Genomic DNA, 18,728 nt, shown 5'->3' on the forward strand with positions numbered 1-18,728 from the left:
TTCTACGAGAAACGGTACCGTCCTTAAGTAAGGCGGCGCGGCCGTTTCGTCTTGAAACAGGTTACTATTTTGTGCTTCTACAGCGTTAAGGGAAATTTCGCTAGAAGCGATTCAGTAAGTGAGGTGCGCCTTTTGTTACAAGGTCTTATTGAGGCTTTTTCCAAAGATTCCGATTTCCAGTCGGTAACCCGAGGCGTCGCCGCCGGAATGAAAGAGCAGTTGATCTCCGGATTGTCCGGTTCAGCCAGGCAGATAATGCTGGCCGCGCTTCACGAGGAGACATCCCGTCCCATATTAATTGTGACGCATAACATGTTTTCGGCGCAAAAAATTGCCGATGATCTGCAGGAAGCGCTTTCTACTGATCGGGTGCTGCTGTATCCGGCCAATGAATTGGTCGCAGCTGAAACGGCCGTATCCAGTCCGGAGACGGTTGCTCAGCGTATCGAGGTGCTGAACAAATGCTCGCGGGGCTTCCGCGGCATTGTGGTCGCGCCTTATTCGGGCGTTCGCCGGCTGCTGCCCGTGCCGCAGGCTATGGCGGCAGCGCAGATAACCGTCTCCCAGGACGGGAACATCCAGCTTGAGAATTTCTTGAAAACTATGATTGAAATGGGTTACGAGCGCGTCGAACGGGTGGAGAACCGCGGTGAGCTGAGCGTTCGCGGCGGCATTCTCGATTTCTATCCCATGAATACCGAACTCGCATACCGGGTGGAGCTGTTCGACGACGAGATCGACTCTATCCGGACATTCGATCCGTCCGATCAGCGCTCCATCGACAAGGTTCGGAGTGTGACCATTACACCTGCCAAAGAAATTATCGCGGGTAAATCGCAGCTGGAGGCTGCGGCGGATAAGGCGTCCGTCATGCTGGAGCGACAAATGGAGAAGACGGCCGATCGGCAGGCCAAAATACGTCTGCGCGAGGAAATCGGGCGGGAGATTGAACATTTGCGCGAAGGGACTTATTTTTCGGAGATTTATAAATATATTTCGCTGCTTCATCCGGAACGCTCGCATCTATACGACTATATGGAACGGGATACCCTGCTGATCCTCGATGAGCCGGCCCGTCTGCTGGAAACGGCCAAGCAGCTGGAACGTGATGAATCGGAATGGAACCTGCATCTGCTGCAGAACGGCAAAACGCTGCCTGACCTGCATTTATCCGTCGACAGCGACACGGTCATGTACCAACGTCCGTTTCAAAGCGTGTTCATGTCCATCTTTTTGCGTCAGGTACCGCATGTTCAGCCGCAGAATATTGTCGGCTTTATCAGCCGGAGCATGCAGGATTTCCATGGGCAGATGAATGTGCTGAAATCGGAAATGGAGCGCTGGCACAAGTCAGGCGTCCAAGTCGTCATGCTTGCCGGCAGCGAGGACCGCATGGAGCGGATTCGCCGGGTACTGCTCGACTATGGGATTGAAGAACCGGCCATTGTCCAAGGGAGCTTGGGGTCGGGCTTTGAACTGCCTTCGGTTCATCTCGCCGTCATATCAGAAGGCGAGTTGTTCTCCCAGAAACAGCGCAAAGCGCGTAAAACGTCCAAAAATATGGATAACGCGGAGCGCATCAAAAGCTACACCGAGCTGAAAATCGGTGATTACGTTGTTCATCAGAATCACGGCATCGGCAAATATATGGGCATCGGCACGCTGGAGGTCAGCGGCATCCACCGGGACTATATGCACATCTTGTACGCCGGCGGCGACAAGCTATCGGTGCCGATCGAGCAGATCGACCTTATTCAGAAGTATGTCGGTTCGGAAGACAAGGAGCCGAAAATATACAAGCTTGGCGGCAATGAATGGACACGGGTAACGAATAAAGTCCGTTCTTCGGTTCAGGATATTGCGGATGACCTGATTAAGCTGTATGCCGAGCGGCAGAGCGCTCCGGGCTATGGTTTTGATAAGGACACGCCGGAGCAGCAGGAATTTGAGGAGATGTTCCCTTACGAAGAGACGCGGGACCAGATCCGGGCCATCGGCGAAATCAAGAAGGACATGGAGCAGAACCGCCCCATGGACCGGCTGCTCTGCGGCGATGTCGGCTACGGCAAGACCGAAGTAGCGATCCGCGCCGCCTTCAAGGCGGCGATCGAGGGCAAGCAGGTGGCGGTGCTGGTGCCGACAACGATACTCGCCCAGCAGCATTACGAGACGTTCCGGGAACGTTTTTCCTCGTATCCGATCAACATCCAGGTGCTCAGCCGTTTCCGCAGCCGCAAGGAGCAGAACGAGACGATCAAGGGCGTCCGGCAGGGAACGGTGGACATTGTAATCGGTACACACCGGCTGCTGTCCCAGGATCTTGTGTTTAAGGATCTTGGTCTGCTTATTGTCGATGAGGAGCAGCGTTTCGGCGTTACGCATAAGGAGAAATTGAAGAAGCTGAAGACAAATGTGGACGTGCTCACCCTGACGGCGACGCCGATCCCCCGCACACTGCATATGTCAATGCTGGGCGTCCGTGATCTGTCGGTTATTGAGACGCCCCCGGAGAACCGCTTTCCTGTGCAAACCTATGTTGTGGAATACAGTCAGACGCTCGTACGTGAAGCTGTGGAACGCGAACTTGGGCGCGGAGGACAGGTCTATTACCTGTATAACCGGGTGCAGGGCATCCAGGAAATGGCGTCCCAGATTCAGATGCTCGTTCCCGAGGCGCGGGTCGGTATCGGACATGGCCAGATGTCGGAATCGGAGCTGGAGAAGACGATTCTTGATTTCCTGGACGGCGAGTATGACGTACTGGTAAGTACCAGCATTATCGAGACTGGCGTGGATATTCCGAACGTCAATACGCTTATTGTGCATGATGCGGACAAAATGGGCCTATCCCAGCTGTATCAGCTGCGCGGGCGGGTCGGACGGTCCAACCGGATTGCTTATGCTTATTTCACTTACCAGCGCGATAAGGTGCTGACCGAGGTAGCCGAGAAGCGCCTGCAGTCGATCAAAGAGTTCACGGAGCTGGGTTCCGGCTTCAAAATCGCCATGCGCGACCTTTCGATCCGCGGCGCCGGCAATCTGCTGGGCGCGGAGCAGCACGGATTCATCGCGTCCGTAGGCTTTGATCTGTACTCGCAAATGCTCGCGGAGGAGATCCGTAAACGGAAGGTCAGCGTCCTGGGCGAGGAAGATCATTCCCTCAAGGAAGGAAATACCGTCATTGATTTGGCAATTGATGCGTACCTGCCTTCCGAGTATATTTACGACAGTGTGCAAAAGATTGAAATCTATAAGAAGGTGGCGGCGGTCTCTACTTTCGAGGATGCGGCAGAGCTGGAAGACGAGCTTCTCGACCGGTTCGGCGAGCTTCCCGAGGCGGTTGTCAATCTTTTATCCGTGGCGCGGCTTAAAATATACGGCAAAATGTTCGGGATTGACTCCTTGAACCGGCGCGGCGACGAAGTGCTGCTGAATTTTTACGAGGACCGGATTGCATTGATCGATACAGGCAAGCTCGCCAAGATTGGAAAAGGCTTTGAAAGACGTGTACAATTTGATAAGGATGCTAAAGCGGCCATTCGCATAAAGACCAAAGACCTTGACGATAAGGAATTGCTTGGCTTGCTTGAGCGATTCCTGGAGGAAGTCAAGCCGTCTTTTAAATCGAAGGGAGAATTACACAATGCGGTCAAGTAAATCATGGAAGGTGCTGTTTGTCTCGCTGACGGCGGCCCTTTCGTTCTCCATGCTGGCTGGGTGCAGCAGCAATAGTAAGAATGGTGCCGAAGATAACAGTAAAGCTATTGCCACTTATAAAGGCGGGGCGGTAACGCAGAAGGAATTCGACACCGATGTGAAGGTGATGAAATTCCTCTCGCCGGAGCAGGCGCAGTACCTGGAGCTGGATGGTTTTAAAGAAACGATCCTCAAGCAGGAGGTTGCCTTCGAATATTTGGCCGGACAAGCTTCCGACAAGGCAGAAGAAGAAGCGAAGAAGCAGGCGGATAAGCAGCTTGATACCTATAAGCAGGGACTTGGCAATACTTATGCAAGCTCACTGAAGGAACAGGGCATTACGGAGGATCAAATCCACAGCTATATGGTGCGCGTGCTGACGGTGTATCAGGACATGCTGCTTAAAGTGACGGACGATGAAGTCAAGAAGCAGTTTGAAGCGACAAAGGGAGACTTCACGGTCGCTACGCTGCGCCATGTGCTCGTTGGCTTTACCGATGCGAACAATAAAGAACGCAGTAAAGAGGACGCGCTGAAGCGTGCCAAAGAAGTGCAGGCGAAGCTGGACGGCGGAGCGGACTTCGCGGCAGTAGCCAAGGAGTATTCAGACGATCCCAGTTCCAAGGACAGCGGCGGACTGTATGCGGACAAGACGCTCGGAACCTATGTGGAAGAGTTCAAAAAAGCTGCTCAGACGCTGCCGCTGAACGCGATCAGCGATCCGATCGAGACGACTTACGGCTACCATGTCATGAAGGTGGAGTCGCGGACGGAGAAGACGTTCGACCAATTGACGGACGCAGAGAAGGAAACGCTCAAGAGCACGGTTGCTTCGAACAAGCTGCAGGAGTTCATGGAGAAGGATCTCGATGGCATTATTGAAAAAATCGATCTGCCGAAGAGCAGTGCCTCTCCGGCCGCTAGCGCGGCGGCTTCGCCAAGCGCATCCGCTCCGGCAGCATCGCCTAGCGCCTCTCCGGCGGCAACGCAAAGCGCTCAGTAAAACCAATAGGCCCGTTATGTTATCCCGGAAATAAGGAGGGATAACAGATTTAACGATACCGTCCCAGCCGGGCGGTATCGTTTCTTTTCTGCTGCTGTCGGCTCGCTAAGGCAATGTATGCGGCAAGAAAAGGGAAATGCTGCAAATCAGGCGGACAGCGGTCGGCATCATGTATAAGGAACTGGGAACAGATGAATACTATGGTCAGACAATCACGATCAATCGCTGGGGTTATCCGATCCCTTCCCGAGCAGTAGTTGGCAAAATACTTCTTTAGAAAGCGGGGCAACATGTGAATGAAAGCTACTGGTATTGTACGACGCATTGATGACCTTGGACGGGTTGTCATTCCCAAAGAAATAAGACGGACTCTCCGCATCCGCGAGGGAGATCCGCTGGAGATTTTTGTGGACCGGGACGGCGAGGTTATTCTGAAAAAGTACTCGCCGATCGGCGAGCTGGGGGACTTTGCGAAGGAGTACGCGGAATCACTGTATGAGAGTACGGGCCATATTACGCTTATATCCGACCGCGACACCTTCATTGCACTGGCCGGAGGCTCCAAAAAGGATTATCTGGACAAGCAGGTCGGCGCTCTGCTGGAGAAATGCATGGATAGCCGCAAGACGATACTCGAAGTGGACAGCGGCTTGTACGAAATAACGAAGGATCATCAGGATGCGCTTTCATCCTATGTGGTTTCGCCCATTATTTCCGGCGGAGATCCGATTGGAGCCGTGGTCCTGATGAATAAGGACGAATCGGTTAAAATGTCGCAGATGGAAATTAAAATGGCTGAAACGGCCGCCGGTTTTTTGGGCAAACAGATGGAGCAGTAATTACTCTCCCCTTTTATTCCCGCTTTCCATTTCGCCGCAGGGCGAATGCCGATAGCGGGATTTTGTTGTGCTGGGCGATGTTGCGGTATAATATAGAAATTCATTCTATCCAAACCTTATAAAGCAGGTATCTCATGAAATCACAAGCGACGGGTTCGAAACTGCTGCAGGGCGCTTTTATCTTAAGCGCCGCCGCTCTGCTGTCCAAGCTGATTGGGGCGCTGCAAAAAATCCCGCTGCAAAACTTGGGCGGAGATGCCGTATTCGGCATTTACAACACGGTCTATCCGATCTATACTCTGCTCGTAACTGTTGCAATGCTCGGACTGCCGTCCGCCATATCCAAGATTGTGGCAGAGGCGGAGGCCGAGGGAAGCCCGGGCGAGGGCCGGGCGGTGCTGCTGCGGGCATCGATTGTCAGCAGCACGGCAGGGCTGCTCCTGGCCGCCGCGACGTATGCGGGCGCGCCGCTGATTGCCGGCTTTATCGGCAGCGGCCGTGTCGTCACAGCGCTGCGTACGGCAGCCTGGGGACTTGCCATTGTGCCGTTAATGGCCTCGTTCCGGGGGTATTTTCAAGGGCTGCACAATATGATGCCAACCGCAGTGTCGCAAATGTTCGAGCAATCGGCCCGGGTCGCTGTGATGATTGCACTGCTGCTCTTTCTGAGCAATCATGGGGCAAATGCGGAGAGCATTGCTGCAGGAGCAATGCTGGGATCGGCCGGCGGCGGCCTGGCTGGACTTGCCGTCATGCTGCTGTACTGGCGCCGCCACCGCAAAGCCAAGGCTGACGTGGCCTCGGAAATCTCGGCGGCGTCGGAATTTGTGACGCCAAACCCCGCGGGGTTCTTCTATGAGGCCGCTTCTAGGGTACGCAGGGCGGAGAGCCGCAGCATACGGAAGCTGCTCGCTTACGGCGTGCCGGTCATGCTGGGGACGCTGGCGGCTCCGCTGATCAGCCTGGTGGATGTCTTTACCATGCCCCGTCTGCTGGCTTCCGCCGGCGGCGAGGCACAGGCTATGGTGCAGTTCGGCGTCTACAACCGTGGACTTCCGCTTGTCCAGCTTGTAACGATGCTGGCGGGCTCGCTCTCCGCCCTGTTCATTCCCGCCTTGGCCGAGTCCAAATTTCGCGGGAACTTAAGCGAGATCGAGAGCCGCTGCCGCCTGTCGCTGCGCTGGTTCTGGCTGCTCGGCCTCGCCGCCGCGGCAGGCCTTGCCGTACTCGCCGTGCCGGTCAACATCGCCTTGTACGGCGACGCTTCCGGCAGCGGCACGATCCGCTGGCTGGCCTTCACCGCGGCCGGCGGTACGGTCGGCATCATCTCCGCCGCGCTGCTCCAGGGCCTGGGCTGTGTGCGCGCCCCGGCGTTGCACTTCCTGGCCGCCGCTGCGCTGAAGGCGGCCCTCAACCTGCTGCTTATCCCGCAGCAGGGCATTGCCGGCGCGGCCATCGCCGCCGTCGCCGCGCAATTCCTTGCAGCCGCACTGAACGTCCGGCTGCTGAGCAAGACCGCCGGTCTGCGGCTTCGCCCCGCAGACTGGCTGGCGCGGCCCGCGCTGCTAATCGCGGGCCTTGCGGCAGCGGCAGCCGCCGCCGGGTGGGGCGGCGGCGCTCTGCTGGGTGCGGCTGGACTTACCGGCCGCACCCTGGCGCTGGCGCAGAGCCTGCTCGGCGTGGCCGCAGGCTGCCTCGTCTTTGCCGCACTTGCCGTGCGGCTGCGGCTGCTGGACGAGGACGAGCTGCGCCAGCTGCCCGGGCTCGGCCCGAAACTGGCCCGGGCGATCCGGAAGCTGGGCCTGTTTCCGTAAGGCTCCGGGCCCCGGGATTGATATACTAAACCTTACTCATTCAGGTTTGAAGATTATATAGCCGCCTCTTTGAGAAGCTGCGGGGCAGAAATGGCATCTGCCGTCCGCAGTCTCGGGTCTGTACCGGGGAATCTGACAAGGCAAACTGTCCCTATTCCCGATTTTAAGACATTCCCGTATAGAGAGCGGCATAAGGAGAGTAAAGGCATGAGCGCAATATTAACGGTAGTTGGCCTCGGCTCCGGCAATCCGGACCGGCTGACGCTTGGCATAGTGAACAAGCTGCGGACGGCTTCCAAAGTCTACGTGCGCACCAAGGAGCATCCCGCGATGCAGGCTTTGGAGGAGCTCGGCGTGGAGTCGCAGTCTTTCGACACACTGTACGAGTCCTTCTCCTCTTTTCCCGAAGTTTATGAAGCGATAACCCAGAAGCTGCTCGAAGAAGCGCGTTCTGGCGATGAGGATACGGAAATCGTCTATGCCGTACCCGGACACCCGATGGTTGCGGAATCCGCGGTTTCCAAGCTTCGCCTGCGCTGCGCGGAGGAGGGAATCCGCTTAAACATTCTTGGAGGAGAGAGCTTTCTTGACGAGGCATTCGTGCGGCTTGGCTTCGATCCGATCGAAGGCTTTCAATTGCTGGACGCCTCCGGGATCTCGCGCTCGCAGCTTCGTCCCGAGCTGCATACGCTGATCGGACAGGTCTATGACACCTTTACAGCCTCCGAGGCAAAGCTGTGCCTGATGGAACTGTATCCGTCTGAATACGAGGTGACGGTCGGCCATGCGCTCGGCGTGGCGGGCGAGGAGCGAATCGTCAAAGTGCCTCTATACGAACTGGACCGCCAGGAGGGCTACGGCAACCTGTCGCTCATCTACATTCCGGCAGACCGCTCCGAAAGCTTGCGGAACCGCACCTTTGACCGCCTGCATGAAATTGTCGGCATCCTGCGCAGTCCGGAGGGCTGTCCCTGGGACCGCGAGCAGACCCATGATTCGCTCCGCAAAAATCTGATCGAAGAGACCTACGAGGTGCTTGAAACGATTGACGAGGACGATCCCGAGCATATGAAGGAGGAGCTGGGCGACCTGCTGCTGCAAATTTTGCTGCACTCCCAGATGGAGGAAGAGCTTGGCGCATTCACCGTGTTCGATGTCATTGAGGGACTGAACGGCAAGCTGATCTTCCGCCATCCGCATGTCTTCGGCGACAAGGACGCCCAGGATGCGGAAGCTGCGCTGCAGAACTGGGAAGGCATGAAAGCTGAAGAGAAGCGGCGCAAAGGCATCAAGCCGGAAGCGGAGTCCGCGCTCAGCGGCGTTCCCCGAGATCTGCCGGCGCTTATGAAGGCGTACAAGCTGCAGAAAAAAGCGTCGAAAGTCGGCTTCGACTGGGACAATGTCCAAGATGTGCTCGCCAAGATCGGCGAGGAGCTGGATGAGCTGAAGGAAGCGATCGATACCGATGCTCCGGCGGAGGAGCAGATGCTGGAACTCGGCGACCTGCTGTTCGCGGCGACCAACGCGGCCCGGTTTATCGAAGCCGATCCGGAGGAAGCGCTGACCCGCACCAACCGCAAATTTGTCGAACGGTTCCAGTACATCGAACGCCGTCTGCACGACAAAGGAATCAGGCCAAAGGACAGCAGTCTTGAGGAGATGGAAGCTTTATGGCAGGAAGCCAAGGCTGAAGAACGCGGAAGGCAGTAGCCGATGCCGCTGCTTTGCGCGTCATATTAAAACGGCAGTACGGCAGGGATTTGACAACGTATCCAGAATACCAGTAAGATGAAACGGCGGTTCGCGGAAAATATTGTCTGCCAGAACGCGTTTCATTACTTTTCTTATTCCTGGGAGGAACACTAGACTATGAACAAAACAGACCTGATCAACAACATATCCGAGAAGCACGGATTGGCCAAAAAGGACGTGGAGCTTGTGCTGAGCGGACTCCTTGGCGAAATTACCGAGGCGCTGGCCAGTGGCGACAAAGTACAGCTGATCGGCTTTGGCACCTTCGAAACGCGCAAGCGCTCCGGACGCACCGGCCGCAATCCGCAAACGGGCACAACCATCGAAATTCCAGAATCGACTGTTCCGGCATTCAAAGCGGGCAACAAGCTTAAAGAAGCCGTCAACTAATGCGTCTGGACAAATTTTTGAAAGTATCCCGTCTAATCAAGCGCCGTACGGTGGCCAAGGATGTGTCCGAACAAGGCCGGGTGCTGATTAACGGGAAGGAATCGAAGCCGAGCAGCAGTGTGAAAATCGGCGACGAAATTACGGTTCAATTCGGTCAGAAGCTGGTAACGGTCCGCGTGGAGAAGCTGGTCGAAACGACCCGCAAGGACGAAGCGGCCGGTATGTATACGCTGCTTCGCGAGGAGCCGATTGCCAAGAGCAACGGTCTTGATTGGTAAGAGGCGCCTTAACTTTGTCATCAGAGCGTTCCCCTGCATTCAGCAGGGGTGCGCTTTTTTGTTAATTGAGCTCCCGGTGATGTTCTAAAGCTCCCGTCCCCGCCATAGATTAGGACTAGAAGGAGGGGTACATGCCATGATCGAACCTGGAAAAAACGTAAAGCAGCATGATTTGCATATGCGAAGCCGTAAGGCGGTGGATTTAACGGGCGTGCAAAATGTGGAGAGCTTTGACAGCGAGGAATTTAAGCTCCAGACGGAGCTTGGAATTCTGGTCATTCGCGGAACCCATTTACATATCAAGAACCTCAGTCTGGAGAACGGGCTGTTGTCGGTGGAGGGCAACGTCCATTCCCTGATTTATCTTGATCCGGGGGCGAAGGGGAATAATAAAGGGCTGCTCGGCAAGCTGTTCAAATGAATCCGGCCGTCCAGTGGATCACGCTGCTGTACATGATCGTGGCCGGAGCGGCGATGGGACTGGCCTTCGACAGCTACCGGGTACTGTCGCTGAAGCTGCGGTTTCCCGGATGGCTGAACGCGGTTCTCGATCTCCTCTATTGGCTGGCGTCCGCCCTAATAGTGTTTCGTTTGCTGTACGCAGGTAACCAGGGGCAGCTGCGCTTTTACGCTTTTCTTGGATTATTTGTAGGCGTGTGGGCATATTTTTTAATCTTCAGTGTCACGGTGCAGAAATTTGTGGTAATGTTAATTCAGACGGTGGAATGGATATGGAAGCTGCTGATGAAGCTGCTGGGAATACTGATCGGAATGCCGCTGCTGTGGATATGGAAGCTGGCGTGGGGAATTCTGCGTTTGCTTGGCCGTATCTTGGGCTTTACGCTGAAGCTGCTGCTTCGGCTGACCAAGCCGCTCTGGATTTTTCCGGTCAGATGGTTGTCCCCGGCCTATCATCGGCTGCTGCGCAGCGCTCCATTTACCAAATTCACCAATTTTATTACCGCAAGAAGAAAACGCTGACCGTGAAACGGGAGGAACGCTTGCATGAACAGATTTTCCCCGGAAGAGAAACAGGCTGGCGGAAGGTCCGCTGCCGCGGGCGCAAAGAGAAGAAAGCTGATCTGGATCGCCCTGATGGTGATATTTTTCAGCTGGGCGGGATATATTTTCTTCGCTCAAAGCGCCTTGATTTCGGACAAGAGTCAGGAACTGGCCCGGAAGCAGCAGAGCAGCAAGCAAGTGAATGACTCGCTGAACCAGCTGAAATACGAGGTGTCCCGTCTGAACGACAACGAGTATATCGGACAGCTCGCACGCAAATGGTTTAACATATACCCTAAAGGCGAAGTTCCTATCCGGACAGAGCAACCCTGAGCAGTAAGCCGGCAAAAAGGGGCTTTTCACTCTGTTGCCTTGCTTTGCTCTTTACTGTATAATCAAATCACCGCAGACTGGATCTTGACATCTTTGTCTGTATATTTTTAAGGGAGGATCATTTTATTCTATGGCAATTGAAGTGGGCACCAAGTTAGAGGGCAAGGTGACAGGCATTACGCATTTTGGAGCGTTTGTAGATCTGTCAGGAGGTGTCACAGGTCTCGTTCACATCTCGGAAATCGCCGATAATTACGTCAAGGATGTCAACGATCATCTGAAGATTAATGACGTGGTAACTGTTAAGGTGATCAATGTCGACAAGGACGGCAAGATCGGACTTTCCATCAAGCAAGCTGTCGACAAGCCGGCATCGGAAGTTCGTCCGCCAAGAGCCCCAAGACCGGATCGTCCAAGCGGTGGAGACCGTTTCGGCGGCGGTGGTGGTGGCGGAGGCTACAATCGTGAACGGGGAGGGCGTCCATTCAAGCCTGCAGCCGGTAAACCTTCATTTGAGGATAAAATGTCACGCTTCCTTAAAGACAGCGAAGAACGTATCTCTTCTCTCAAGAAGAATACGGAAGGCAAGCGCGGCGGCCGTGGAGCCAAACGCGTATAACGTCATACTACAATCGTTCAAATAACCGCAGGGGTCGATCCTTATGCGGTTTTTTTCTGTGCCTGCCCGGACGTTGCTCTGGACCCAAGCCCGCCGTAGTGTTCTTATCGGAGGGATGTTTTTTGCTGATTATTGAAAGGGCATCCTCAGCCTACCCCGGTATACCTAATATTTTGTCGGGCGGATGGAAATTTGCGACAGCATCTTTGAGATTTCCGCTAAAGCTTGGAGCATTTGCTGACGAATCGAAACCTACTGATTGTGGAAAAAATTGGAATGTTAACCGATTTACAGACCGCCGCGCAAGGGAAAAAGCGGTTTTGCGGCTGCTTGGGCGGGCGCCTTTTTTTGTCGGAAATTTCTTATGGCCGGCCCTCTTGTTCTGACAAACTTTCCAATTTGGCCGAGCTTATAATGAGTACCACAAGAAGAAACGGCTTCACCGTCCTTTCGAAGCTTATGCTTTCGAGGTCAGCGATATAACCGTATCGCTTTCAGGCAACCGTTTCTCGTGGAAATATAAGGCCTATGATAAGAGCGCAGCTTATAAGGTCTTATGTTTTACATTTATACGGGTGGTGCTAATCATTATGGGTAAAAGCAATGTGGTGAATTTTCCGGAGTGGACAAGAGTGGAAGATGGCGCTGAGGAAGAGAAGGCACCATGGGGAGAGCGGTTCAAGGCCTGGGGGAAGCGTCAGCGTATTCTTCGTATGCTGGATACGAGAAAATGGATGCTGCTGCTGAGCTGCATGGGTTTTCTGCTGGGAAGAGCGATGATATTGGACGAGCTGTCTCCGTTTGCCGCCGCTTTTTTCGCCATTATTGTTTTTATGCGCAAAGATTGCACCCTTCCGGTCGGAGCGGCGATTCTTGCGGGCAGCCTGTATACTCCGTTCCCCGGCGTACTGATGATTACGGCCGAACTAATCGTCTTTATTCTTCTCTATAAAGGGATGGAGGCCTTCCAGCGAATCGATCTGGCCTATGCGCCGGTCATGGTGTTCGTCTCCTCTTTTATGGTCGGGCTCTTTCAGACGATTATCGGTCCATCGCTCTCCTGGTATCCGCTAATGATGACAACGCTGAATGCTCTGCTCTCTTTTGTGCTGACGCTCGTCTTCCTGCAGGCTCTGCCCGTGCTTACCTATAAACAAAAAAGCCGCGTACTGCGAAATGAGGAGATATTATGTCTTATCATTATGCTGGCTTCCATTATGACCGGTCTGGTAGGCTGGAAAGTAGGCGGGCTATCGCTGGAACATATTCTGTCGCGCTACCTGATTCTGCTGTTCGCCATGGCGGGCGGGGCTCCCCTGGGAGCGGCGGTCGGAGTCGTGACGGGCCTGATTCTCAGTCTGGCCGACATTGGAGCGATCTATCAGATGAGTCTGCTCGCGTTCTCCGGCATGCTGGCGGGCATGCTCCAGGGCGGGCGTAAAGGCGCGGTTGCTCTCGGTATGCTGCTCGGCTCCAGTATTCTGTCCGTCTATTTCAGCGGGCCGGGTGATATGATGACCTCTACTTGGGAGACCTGCGCGGCAGTGGTGCTGTTCCTTGCAACCCCTCGCGGCATCATTAAGGCTATTGCCAAATATGTGCCCGGCACGACGGATCACAGCCGTTCCCAGCATGAGTATGCGCGGAGAGTGCGCGACATTACCGCAGATCGGGTGACCCAGTTCTCCCAGGTGTTCCGGCAGCTCTCCACCAGCTTCGGACAGATTCCGTCCGCAAGCGAAGCGGGCAAATCGAACCGGGAAATGGAGCATTTTATGAATGCGGTCACAGAGGAGACCTGCTCGAACTGCATCCGCCGCTCCCACTGCTGGGATTCGAAGTTCTACCAGACTTATAAATACATGACTGATATGATGACCGCCGTCGAGGAGAATCCGGACATCCGGGCGTCGAGGCTGCCTGCGGAGTGGGCCCGGATCTGCGGCAAGACGGATGAAGTACTCGAAGTAATGCGAAGCCAATATTATCTTTACGAGCATGATATGCGCTGGAAGCGGCAAATATACGACAGCCGCAAATTTGTGGCCGAGCAGCTCTCCGGCGTATCGCAGGTTATGGAGGATCTGGCAAGGGAGATCAAACGCGAAGGGCAGGCGCTCTACCGGCAGGAAGCGCAAATTCGCGAAGCGCTGGAAAAGCTCGGCCTGTCTATCCACGGCATCGATATTGTCAGCCTCGATCCCGGACACGTGGAAATCGAAGTCGTTCACGCTTACAACCGTGGCTTTGACGAATGCCGCAAAATGATCGCCCCCATGCTGTCCGACATATTGGGAGAAAATATTGCGGTGAAGAGCGAGACGGCGATGCACAGCCGCGACGGACTGTCGACCGTTACCTTCGGCTCAGCGAAGGCTTATGAAGTCAGCACGGGCGTGGCCGGCGCGGCCAAAGGCGGAGACATGATGTCGGGGGACAGCTTCAGTACGGTAGAGCTGGGCAACGGAACATTTGCGGTTTCGATCAGTGATGGAATGGGCAACGGGGAGCGGGCCCGGATGGAGAGCAGCGCGGCGCTTGGTATGCTGGAGAAGCTGCTGCAATCCGGCATGGATGAGAAGCTGGCAGTGAAGTCCGTGAATTCGATTCTGCTGCTGCGCTCGCCTGAGGAATTCTACGCTACCGTGGACATGGCGCTGATTGACCAATACTCGGCGCAGACCACCTTTATGAAGATTGCCTCGGCCCCCAGCTTTATCAAGCGGGGAAGCGAGGTCATACCGATCACGGCAAGTAACCTGCCGATCGGCATTATTCAGGATATCGAGGTCGAATTCGTAACGATGCAGATGCAGGCGGGCGATATTCTGATCATGATGACCGACGGTATTTACGATGCGCCCGGCTATGCCGTCAACAAGGAAATATGGATGAAGCGGATGATCCAGGAGCTGGAAACCAGCGATCCGCAGGAGATTGCAGACAGTCTCTTGGAGAAGGTCATCCGTTACCAAGGCAATGAGATTCATGACGACATGACCATTGTGGTCAGCCGTGTCGATCACTTTCAGCCGGAATGGTCCACGCTGCATGTGCCGGGACTCTCCCGGATGGAACGGCCGCGCACGGTGAGCTGACCGCCATTCTCGTTCTCATCCTTTTTTCTTCCGCATTCGCCACGTTTGGAATCTCTCAATCCGGATCATACTAGGGAAGAGAGAATTCATTTATGAGACGGGAGGAAAAAGAGATGAAGCAAATTTTGCTCATAACGGACGGATGCTCCAATGTAGGAGAAAGCCCGGTAATGGCGGCGGCGCACGCCCGTCAGGATGGGATAACGGTGAATGTGATCGGGGTCATCGACTATGGGACGATCGGTGAGCTGGGGAGCAGGGAGATCGATGACATCGCCAAAGCGGGCGGCGGACTCAGCCGGATCGTCGGCACGCCGCAGCTGGCGCAGACCATGCAGATGATGACCCGTAAGACGGTGGTTCAGACGATTCAGCAGGCGGTTAATAAGGAGGTAAAAAAAATTCTGGGCGAAGGCTCCCTGGAGGATCTGCCACCGGCCAAACGCTCGCAGGTCGTAACGGTGGTGGATGAACTCAGCGAGACAACTCCGCTGCGCCTGGCGCTTCTGATCGACGCCAGCGCAAGCATGAAGCCGAAGCTCGCGGCGGTGGAGGATGCGATCCGTGATCTGGCGCTCAGCCTTGAAGCGCGGGAGGGCAGCAGCGAAATTTCCGTGTTCCATTTTCCGGGCTCATCCAGTGAGCCGGCCGTGCTTGATATGGATTGGAGCAGAAATGTGTCAGACATCCGTACGCTGTTCGGCAAAATCCGAATGAAGGGGGCGACGCCGACAGGTCCGGCGATTTTCAAGGTGCTTGAACATTTCGGGTATGATACACTAAATGAACATCAAGGCCGCATGGCGGCTTATTCAGATGAAGGAGAAGGGATGCCTGGTGGGTACGTCGTCTAATCCGCCCCGTTCTCCGGGGGAAGTCATTGTCGGCAAGTGGCGGGGCAACCGTTATATCGTGAACCGGCTGCTTGGAAAAGGCGCAAACGGTACGGTATATCTGGTCAACCGGCAGGGGAGAAGGGAGAAGTATGCGCTCAAAATCGGATACGACGCGCTCGATCTTCAGTCGGAGATCAACGTGCTGACCTCGCTTCAATCCTGCCGCGTGCGGCGGGATCAACGCTCCAGGGGGGCATCGCCGATGTCTGCCTACTTTCTGGAATCGGACGACGCTTCGGAGGGCGGATTTCCTTTTTACGTCATGCGCTATGTTCAAGGTGCGCCGCTCCATTATTTTCTGTCCCGTAAAGGCTCCTCCTGGCTTGGTCTGATTGGATTGCAGCTGCTGGACAGACTATGCGGATTGCATGAATGCGGGTTTATCTTTGGTGATCTGAAGCCGGAAAATGTCATGGTATCGGAGTACGGCGAAGCTGAGCTGATCGATTTCGGAGGAGCGGGTCCCATCGGCCGCAGCGTGAAGCAGTTCACGGAATGGCATGACCGCGGCTACTGGAATGCCGGCAGCCGGATCGGGGATGAAGGCTATGATCTGTTCGCCTTCGCCGTGCTCTGCTTGCGGCTTCTTGACGAGACCGGACTTCAGAATGCGTCGCGGCAGCTCCCGCAGACAAGAAGCGGAGACGATTTGATCAAGCTTACGGGCCAGCTTCCCGATAAAAAGCTCGCCTCTTGGCTGAGGCTCGCGCTGAAGGGCGGGTTTTCCACTTCGGCGGAAGCCAGGGACATGTGGAAGAGCCATGTTTACACATCACGGCCCCGCAAGCCGGAGCCGATGGCGACCCCGCGTTGGTTGACCGGCGCCTTTGCGCTGTCGCTTTGCCTGCTGGCTTTTACCGTCTACTGGATTTATCATTTTTAATATTCTATGATTATACATACGGACGGCATGTCGATTCATGCTGTCATCAAGCTGCGGACAGCCGCGGCCGGGCAGGAAAGGAAGCCGGATATGGTCGAGTGGAATGAACTGGTGGATTCGGTGATGGAAGCCGCGGCAGAACACAGGCTGTGGGAGCCGGGAGACGCCATTGTAGTCGCAGTGTCCGGAGGGCCGGATTCTGTGGCTCTTTTGCATGTTCTGCATGAAATATCCCTGAGCCGGATGCCGCTTACACTGATTTGCGCCCATGTGAACCACGGTTTCCGCGCCGAATCGGCGCAGGAGGCGGAGCTTGTGCGCCGAATGGCCGAAGAGCTCGGAATACCCTTTGAACTCGCTGAGTTCGATATTCCTTCCTTTATGAAGGAAAGCGGGCTCGGCCCGCAGGAAGCGGCCAGGGAGAAGCGTTACCGCTTTCTAATTGATACGGCGCAGCGCCGGGGTGCACGTTCCGTCGCACTGGCCCATCATGCCGACGACCAGGCCGAGACGGTTCTGATGCGACTCTTGCGGGGCAGCGCCCTGTCAGGGCTTGCGGGAATGCGCTGGATAAGAACTGAAAAAAACGTGGAACTTATCCGTCCATTCCTTCGTATTAACAAAGCGGCGCTCGTGGATGTATGCCGGCGGCGAGGCTATCTTTATGCCGAAGATCCCAGCAACTCGCAGACCAAGTACAGGCGCAACGCGATCAGGCTGGAAGTGCTTCCTTTTTTGACGCGCTACAGTCCGAGACTGAGCCGCTCGCTGACGCAGCTGGCGGAAATCGCCGGCGCTGAAGATGATTTTATGGAAGATGCGGCCGCTAAGTGCTTTGCTGAGACCGTTCGGCAAGAACAGGGTAAATGCATGCTGGACAGAGCGGCTTTTGCCGCCGTGCCCTCCGCTTTACAACGGCGTTTGATTAAACTAATATTAAATTATCTGTCGGCGGATATGCCGGAAATCGATTTTCCGAAGGTTGAAGCTGTGCGGCGGGGAATACTGCAAGATATGCCTACCGCCTGGAGTCTCGATTTGGGGCGCGGCTTAACCTGTTTGCGGCAGTATAATACCATTTATTTCTTGTCCGCTCCTTTGGATCATCAGGCAAGCTACGTCTATCGTCTGCCTCTGCCCCAGCCTCGTCTTGAGCTTAACGAGATTGGTAAGGCGCTCGTAATGACGCTGGCGGAGAGAGGGAATGAGGCGGTTCTGAGGGGAGAAGGCAGCAGGCAGTCAGCCCGGTTCGATTATAAAGAGCTGGTCTTCCCGCTCACGATTCGTTCCAGATTGCCTGGAGATACCATTAAAGTCATGGGATTAAACGGAAGCAAAAAGGTAAAAGATATTTACATTGATGACAAAATACCTTCTACCGAGCGTTCACGCATTCCCCTTGTATGCGACGGACTCGGAAACATTGTCTGGATTCCGGGCATTCGCCGTTCGGTCCATGCCGCCGTCGGGGATCATACGGCTTCGGTTCTGCTGCTGTCGATTGAAGACTTGTAGAGGATAACCGTAATGGCCGCAGGCAGTTTTTCATAGTATAACTTAGGAGGTTCGCAGGTTGCAGAACGATATCCAGGAGATTTTGATCAGCGAAGAGGAAATTCAACAGAGAGTCAAAGAGCTTGGCGCCAAGCTGAGCGATGCATATGAGGGGCGCAACCCGTTGGTCATTTGCGTGCTGAAAGGTGCGTTTATTTTTATGGCCGATTTGGTTAAAGTCATAACGGTGCCGGTCGAGATGGACTTCATGGCGGTATCCAGCTACGGCGCGACAACCAAATCTTCGGGCGTAGTGAAAATTATCAAGGATCTGGACGTTCCGGTCGATGGCCGCCATGTGCTGATCGTTGAGGATATTATCGACAGCGGTCTTACGCTGAGTTATCTGATTGAGCTGCTTCGCAACCGCAACGCCGCATCGATTTCCGTCGTGACTCTGTTCGATAAACCGGCGGGTCGTACCGTAAGCCTTGAGGCGGATTATACCGGTTTTGTCATTCCAGACGAATTTATTGTAGGATACGGACTAGACTATGCCGAAAAGTATCGGAATCTCCCTTACATCGGGGTATTGAAGCCGGAGATCTACTCTAAATAGTTCATTCACAGC

17 protein-coding genes are annotated in these 18,728 nt (G+C 54.9%); all 17 read left to right on the forward strand.

The annotated features are described in order from the left end of the window. Positions 1 to 132: 132 nt before the first annotated feature. The 17 genes from mfd (at position 133) to hpt (ending at position 18,716) form a co-directional block, all read left to right on the forward strand. Positions 133 to 3,657: a transcription-repair coupling factor gene (gene mfd, locus KP014_RS03465; RefSeq protein WP_036590776.1), complete on the forward strand. Its 3,525-nt coding sequence runs from the start codon at positions 133 to 135 to the stop codon at positions 3,655 to 3,657. Continuing rightward, positions 3,644 to 4,699 carry a peptidylprolyl isomerase gene (locus tag KP014_RS03470; protein WP_036590778.1) on the forward strand — a complete coding sequence of 352 codons (1,056 nt, stop codon included), beginning with the start codon at positions 3,644 to 3,646 and terminating at the stop codon, positions 4,697 to 4,699. The genes mfd and KP014_RS03470 overlap by 14 nt, the downstream gene beginning before the upstream one ends. A 296-nt stretch (positions 4,700 to 4,995) precedes the next feature. Next, positions 4,996 to 5,538 carry a stage V sporulation protein T gene (gene spoVT, locus KP014_RS03475; RefSeq protein WP_036590780.1) on the forward strand — a complete coding sequence of 181 codons (543 nt, stop codon included), beginning with the start codon at positions 4,996 to 4,998 and terminating at the stop codon, positions 5,536 to 5,538. 134 nt (positions 5,539 to 5,672) lie between these two features. After that, on the forward strand, positions 5,673 to 7,352 hold the full coding sequence (locus tag KP014_RS03480; protein ID WP_090834691.1) for a putative polysaccharide biosynthesis protein: 1,680 nt from the start codon (positions 5,673 to 5,675) through the stop codon (positions 7,350 to 7,352). A gap of 207 nt (positions 7,353 to 7,559) precedes the next feature. Continuing rightward, the gene (gene yabN / locus KP014_RS03485) at positions 7,560 to 9,062 is read left to right on the forward strand and encodes a bifunctional methyltransferase/pyrophosphohydrolase YabN (RefSeq protein ID WP_036599032.1); all 1,503 of its coding nucleotides are present in this window, start codon (positions 7,560 to 7,562) and stop codon (positions 9,060 to 9,062) included. Positions 9,063 to 9,221: 159 nt separating this feature from the next. Further along, positions 9,222 to 9,494, forward strand: coding sequence for an HU family DNA-binding protein (locus KP014_RS03490; protein WP_036599034.1), 273 nt, complete (start codon positions 9,222 to 9,224; stop codon positions 9,492 to 9,494). Next, on the forward strand, positions 9,494 to 9,772 hold the full coding sequence (locus KP014_RS03495) for an RNA-binding S4 domain-containing protein (RefSeq protein WP_025693281.1): 279 nt from the start codon (positions 9,494 to 9,496) through the stop codon (positions 9,770 to 9,772). Before KP014_RS03490 ends, KP014_RS03495 begins: the two co-directional genes overlap by 1 nt. 136 nt (positions 9,773 to 9,908) lie before the next feature. Further along, positions 9,909 to 10,193, forward strand: coding sequence for a sporulation protein YabP (yabP, locus tag KP014_RS03500; RefSeq protein WP_025693282.1), 285 nt, complete (start codon positions 9,909 to 9,911; stop codon positions 10,191 to 10,193). Next, positions 10,190 to 10,753 carry a spore cortex biosynthesis protein YabQ gene (gene yabQ / locus KP014_RS03505; protein ID WP_036599035.1) on the forward strand — a complete coding sequence of 188 codons (564 nt, stop codon included), beginning with the start codon at positions 10,190 to 10,192 and terminating at the stop codon, positions 10,751 to 10,753. The genes yabP and yabQ overlap by 4 nt, the downstream gene beginning before the upstream one ends. Positions 10,754 to 10,777: 24 nt before the next feature. Next, positions 10,778 to 11,107, forward strand: a complete 330-nt coding sequence (locus KP014_RS03510; protein ID WP_036599037.1) for an FtsB family cell division protein — start codon at positions 10,778 to 10,780, stop codon at positions 11,105 to 11,107. A 130-nt stretch (positions 11,108 to 11,237) separates the two neighbouring features. Next, complete coding sequence (locus KP014_RS03515; protein WP_025700127.1) at positions 11,238 to 11,726, forward strand: S1 domain-containing RNA-binding protein; 489 nt, start codon at positions 11,238 to 11,240, stop codon at positions 11,724 to 11,726. A gap of 122 nt (positions 11,727 to 11,848) precedes the next feature. Further along, on the forward strand, positions 11,849 to 12,112 hold the full coding sequence (locus KP014_RS03520) for a hypothetical protein (RefSeq protein ID WP_036599040.1): 264 nt from the start codon (positions 11,849 to 11,851) through the stop codon (positions 12,110 to 12,112). Between the two features lie 204 nt (positions 12,113 to 12,316). Further along, positions 12,317 to 14,824 (forward strand): stage II sporulation protein E, encoded by a 2,508-nt coding sequence (gene spoIIE / locus KP014_RS03525; RefSeq protein ID WP_036599041.1) that lies wholly within the window; start codon positions 12,317 to 12,319, stop codon positions 14,822 to 14,824. 113 nt (positions 14,825 to 14,937) lie between these two features. Further along, entirely contained in the window at positions 14,938 to 15,678 is a 741-nt protein-coding gene (locus KP014_RS03530; protein WP_036599054.1) for a vWA domain-containing protein, read from the forward strand. Next, positions 15,608 to 16,603 carry a serine/threonine protein kinase gene (locus KP014_RS03535; RefSeq protein ID WP_246590635.1) on the forward strand — a complete coding sequence of 332 codons (996 nt, stop codon included), beginning with the start codon at positions 15,608 to 15,610 and terminating at the stop codon, positions 16,601 to 16,603. The genes KP014_RS03530 and KP014_RS03535 overlap by 71 nt, the downstream gene beginning before the upstream one ends. 90 nt (positions 16,604 to 16,693) lie before the next feature. Beyond that, positions 16,694 to 18,118 carry a tRNA lysidine(34) synthetase TilS gene (gene tilS, locus KP014_RS03540; protein WP_036599056.1) on the forward strand — a complete coding sequence of 475 codons (1,425 nt, stop codon included), beginning with the start codon at positions 16,694 to 16,696 and terminating at the stop codon, positions 18,116 to 18,118. Between the two features lie 58 nt (positions 18,119 to 18,176). Beyond that, a complete protein-coding gene (gene hpt / locus KP014_RS03545) occupies positions 18,177 to 18,716 on the forward strand; it encodes a hypoxanthine phosphoribosyltransferase (protein WP_036599044.1) in 540 nt (179 codons plus the stop codon). Positions 18,717 to 18,728: the final 12 nt, after the last annotated feature.

Origin of the sequence: Paenibacillus sophorae (assembly GCF_018966525.1) — a bacterium.
Classification (GTDB): Bacteria; Bacillota; Bacilli; order Paenibacillales; family Paenibacillaceae; genus Paenibacillus_AQ; species Paenibacillus_AQ sophorae.

Excerpts from the sequence above, each read along its gene's own strand:
- KP014_RS03470 (WP_036590778.1), top strand. The coding sequence starts at position 3,644 with ATGCGGTCAAGTAAATCATGGAAGGTGCTGTTTGTCTCGCTGACGGCG.
- spoVT (WP_036590780.1), top strand. The coding sequence starts at position 4,996 with ATGAAAGCTACTGGTATTGTACGACGCATTGATGACCTTGGACGGGTT.
- KP014_RS03480 (WP_090834691.1), top strand. The coding sequence starts at position 5,673 with ATGAAATCACAAGCGACGGGTTCGAAACTGCTGCAGGGCGCTTTTATC.
- yabN (WP_036599032.1), top strand. The coding sequence starts at position 7,560 with ATGAGCGCAATATTAACGGTAGTTGGCCTCGGCTCCGGCAATCCGGAC.
- KP014_RS03490 (WP_036599034.1), top strand. The coding sequence starts at position 9,222 with ATGAACAAAACAGACCTGATCAACAACATATCCGAGAAGCACGGATTG.
- KP014_RS03495 (WP_025693281.1), top strand. The coding sequence starts at position 9,494 with ATGCGTCTGGACAAATTTTTGAAAGTATCCCGTCTAATCAAGCGCCGT.
- yabP (WP_025693282.1), top strand. The coding sequence starts at position 9,909 with ATGATCGAACCTGGAAAAAACGTAAAGCAGCATGATTTGCATATGCGA.
- yabQ (WP_036599035.1), top strand. The coding sequence starts at position 10,190 with ATGAATCCGGCCGTCCAGTGGATCACGCTGCTGTACATGATCGTGGCC.
- KP014_RS03510 (WP_036599037.1), top strand. The coding sequence starts at position 10,778 with ATGAACAGATTTTCCCCGGAAGAGAAACAGGCTGGCGGAAGGTCCGCT.
- KP014_RS03515 (WP_025700127.1), top strand. The coding sequence starts at position 11,238 with ATGGCAATTGAAGTGGGCACCAAGTTAGAGGGCAAGGTGACAGGCATT.
- spoIIE (WP_036599041.1), top strand. The coding sequence starts at position 12,317 with ATGGGTAAAAGCAATGTGGTGAATTTTCCGGAGTGGACAAGAGTGGAA.
- KP014_RS03530 (WP_036599054.1), top strand. The coding sequence starts at position 14,938 with ATGAAGCAAATTTTGCTCATAACGGACGGATGCTCCAATGTAGGAGAA.
- KP014_RS03535 (WP_246590635.1), top strand. The coding sequence starts at position 15,608 with ATGAACATCAAGGCCGCATGGCGGCTTATTCAGATGAAGGAGAAGGGA.
- tilS (WP_036599056.1), top strand. The coding sequence starts at position 16,694 with ATGGTCGAGTGGAATGAACTGGTGGATTCGGTGATGGAAGCCGCGGCA.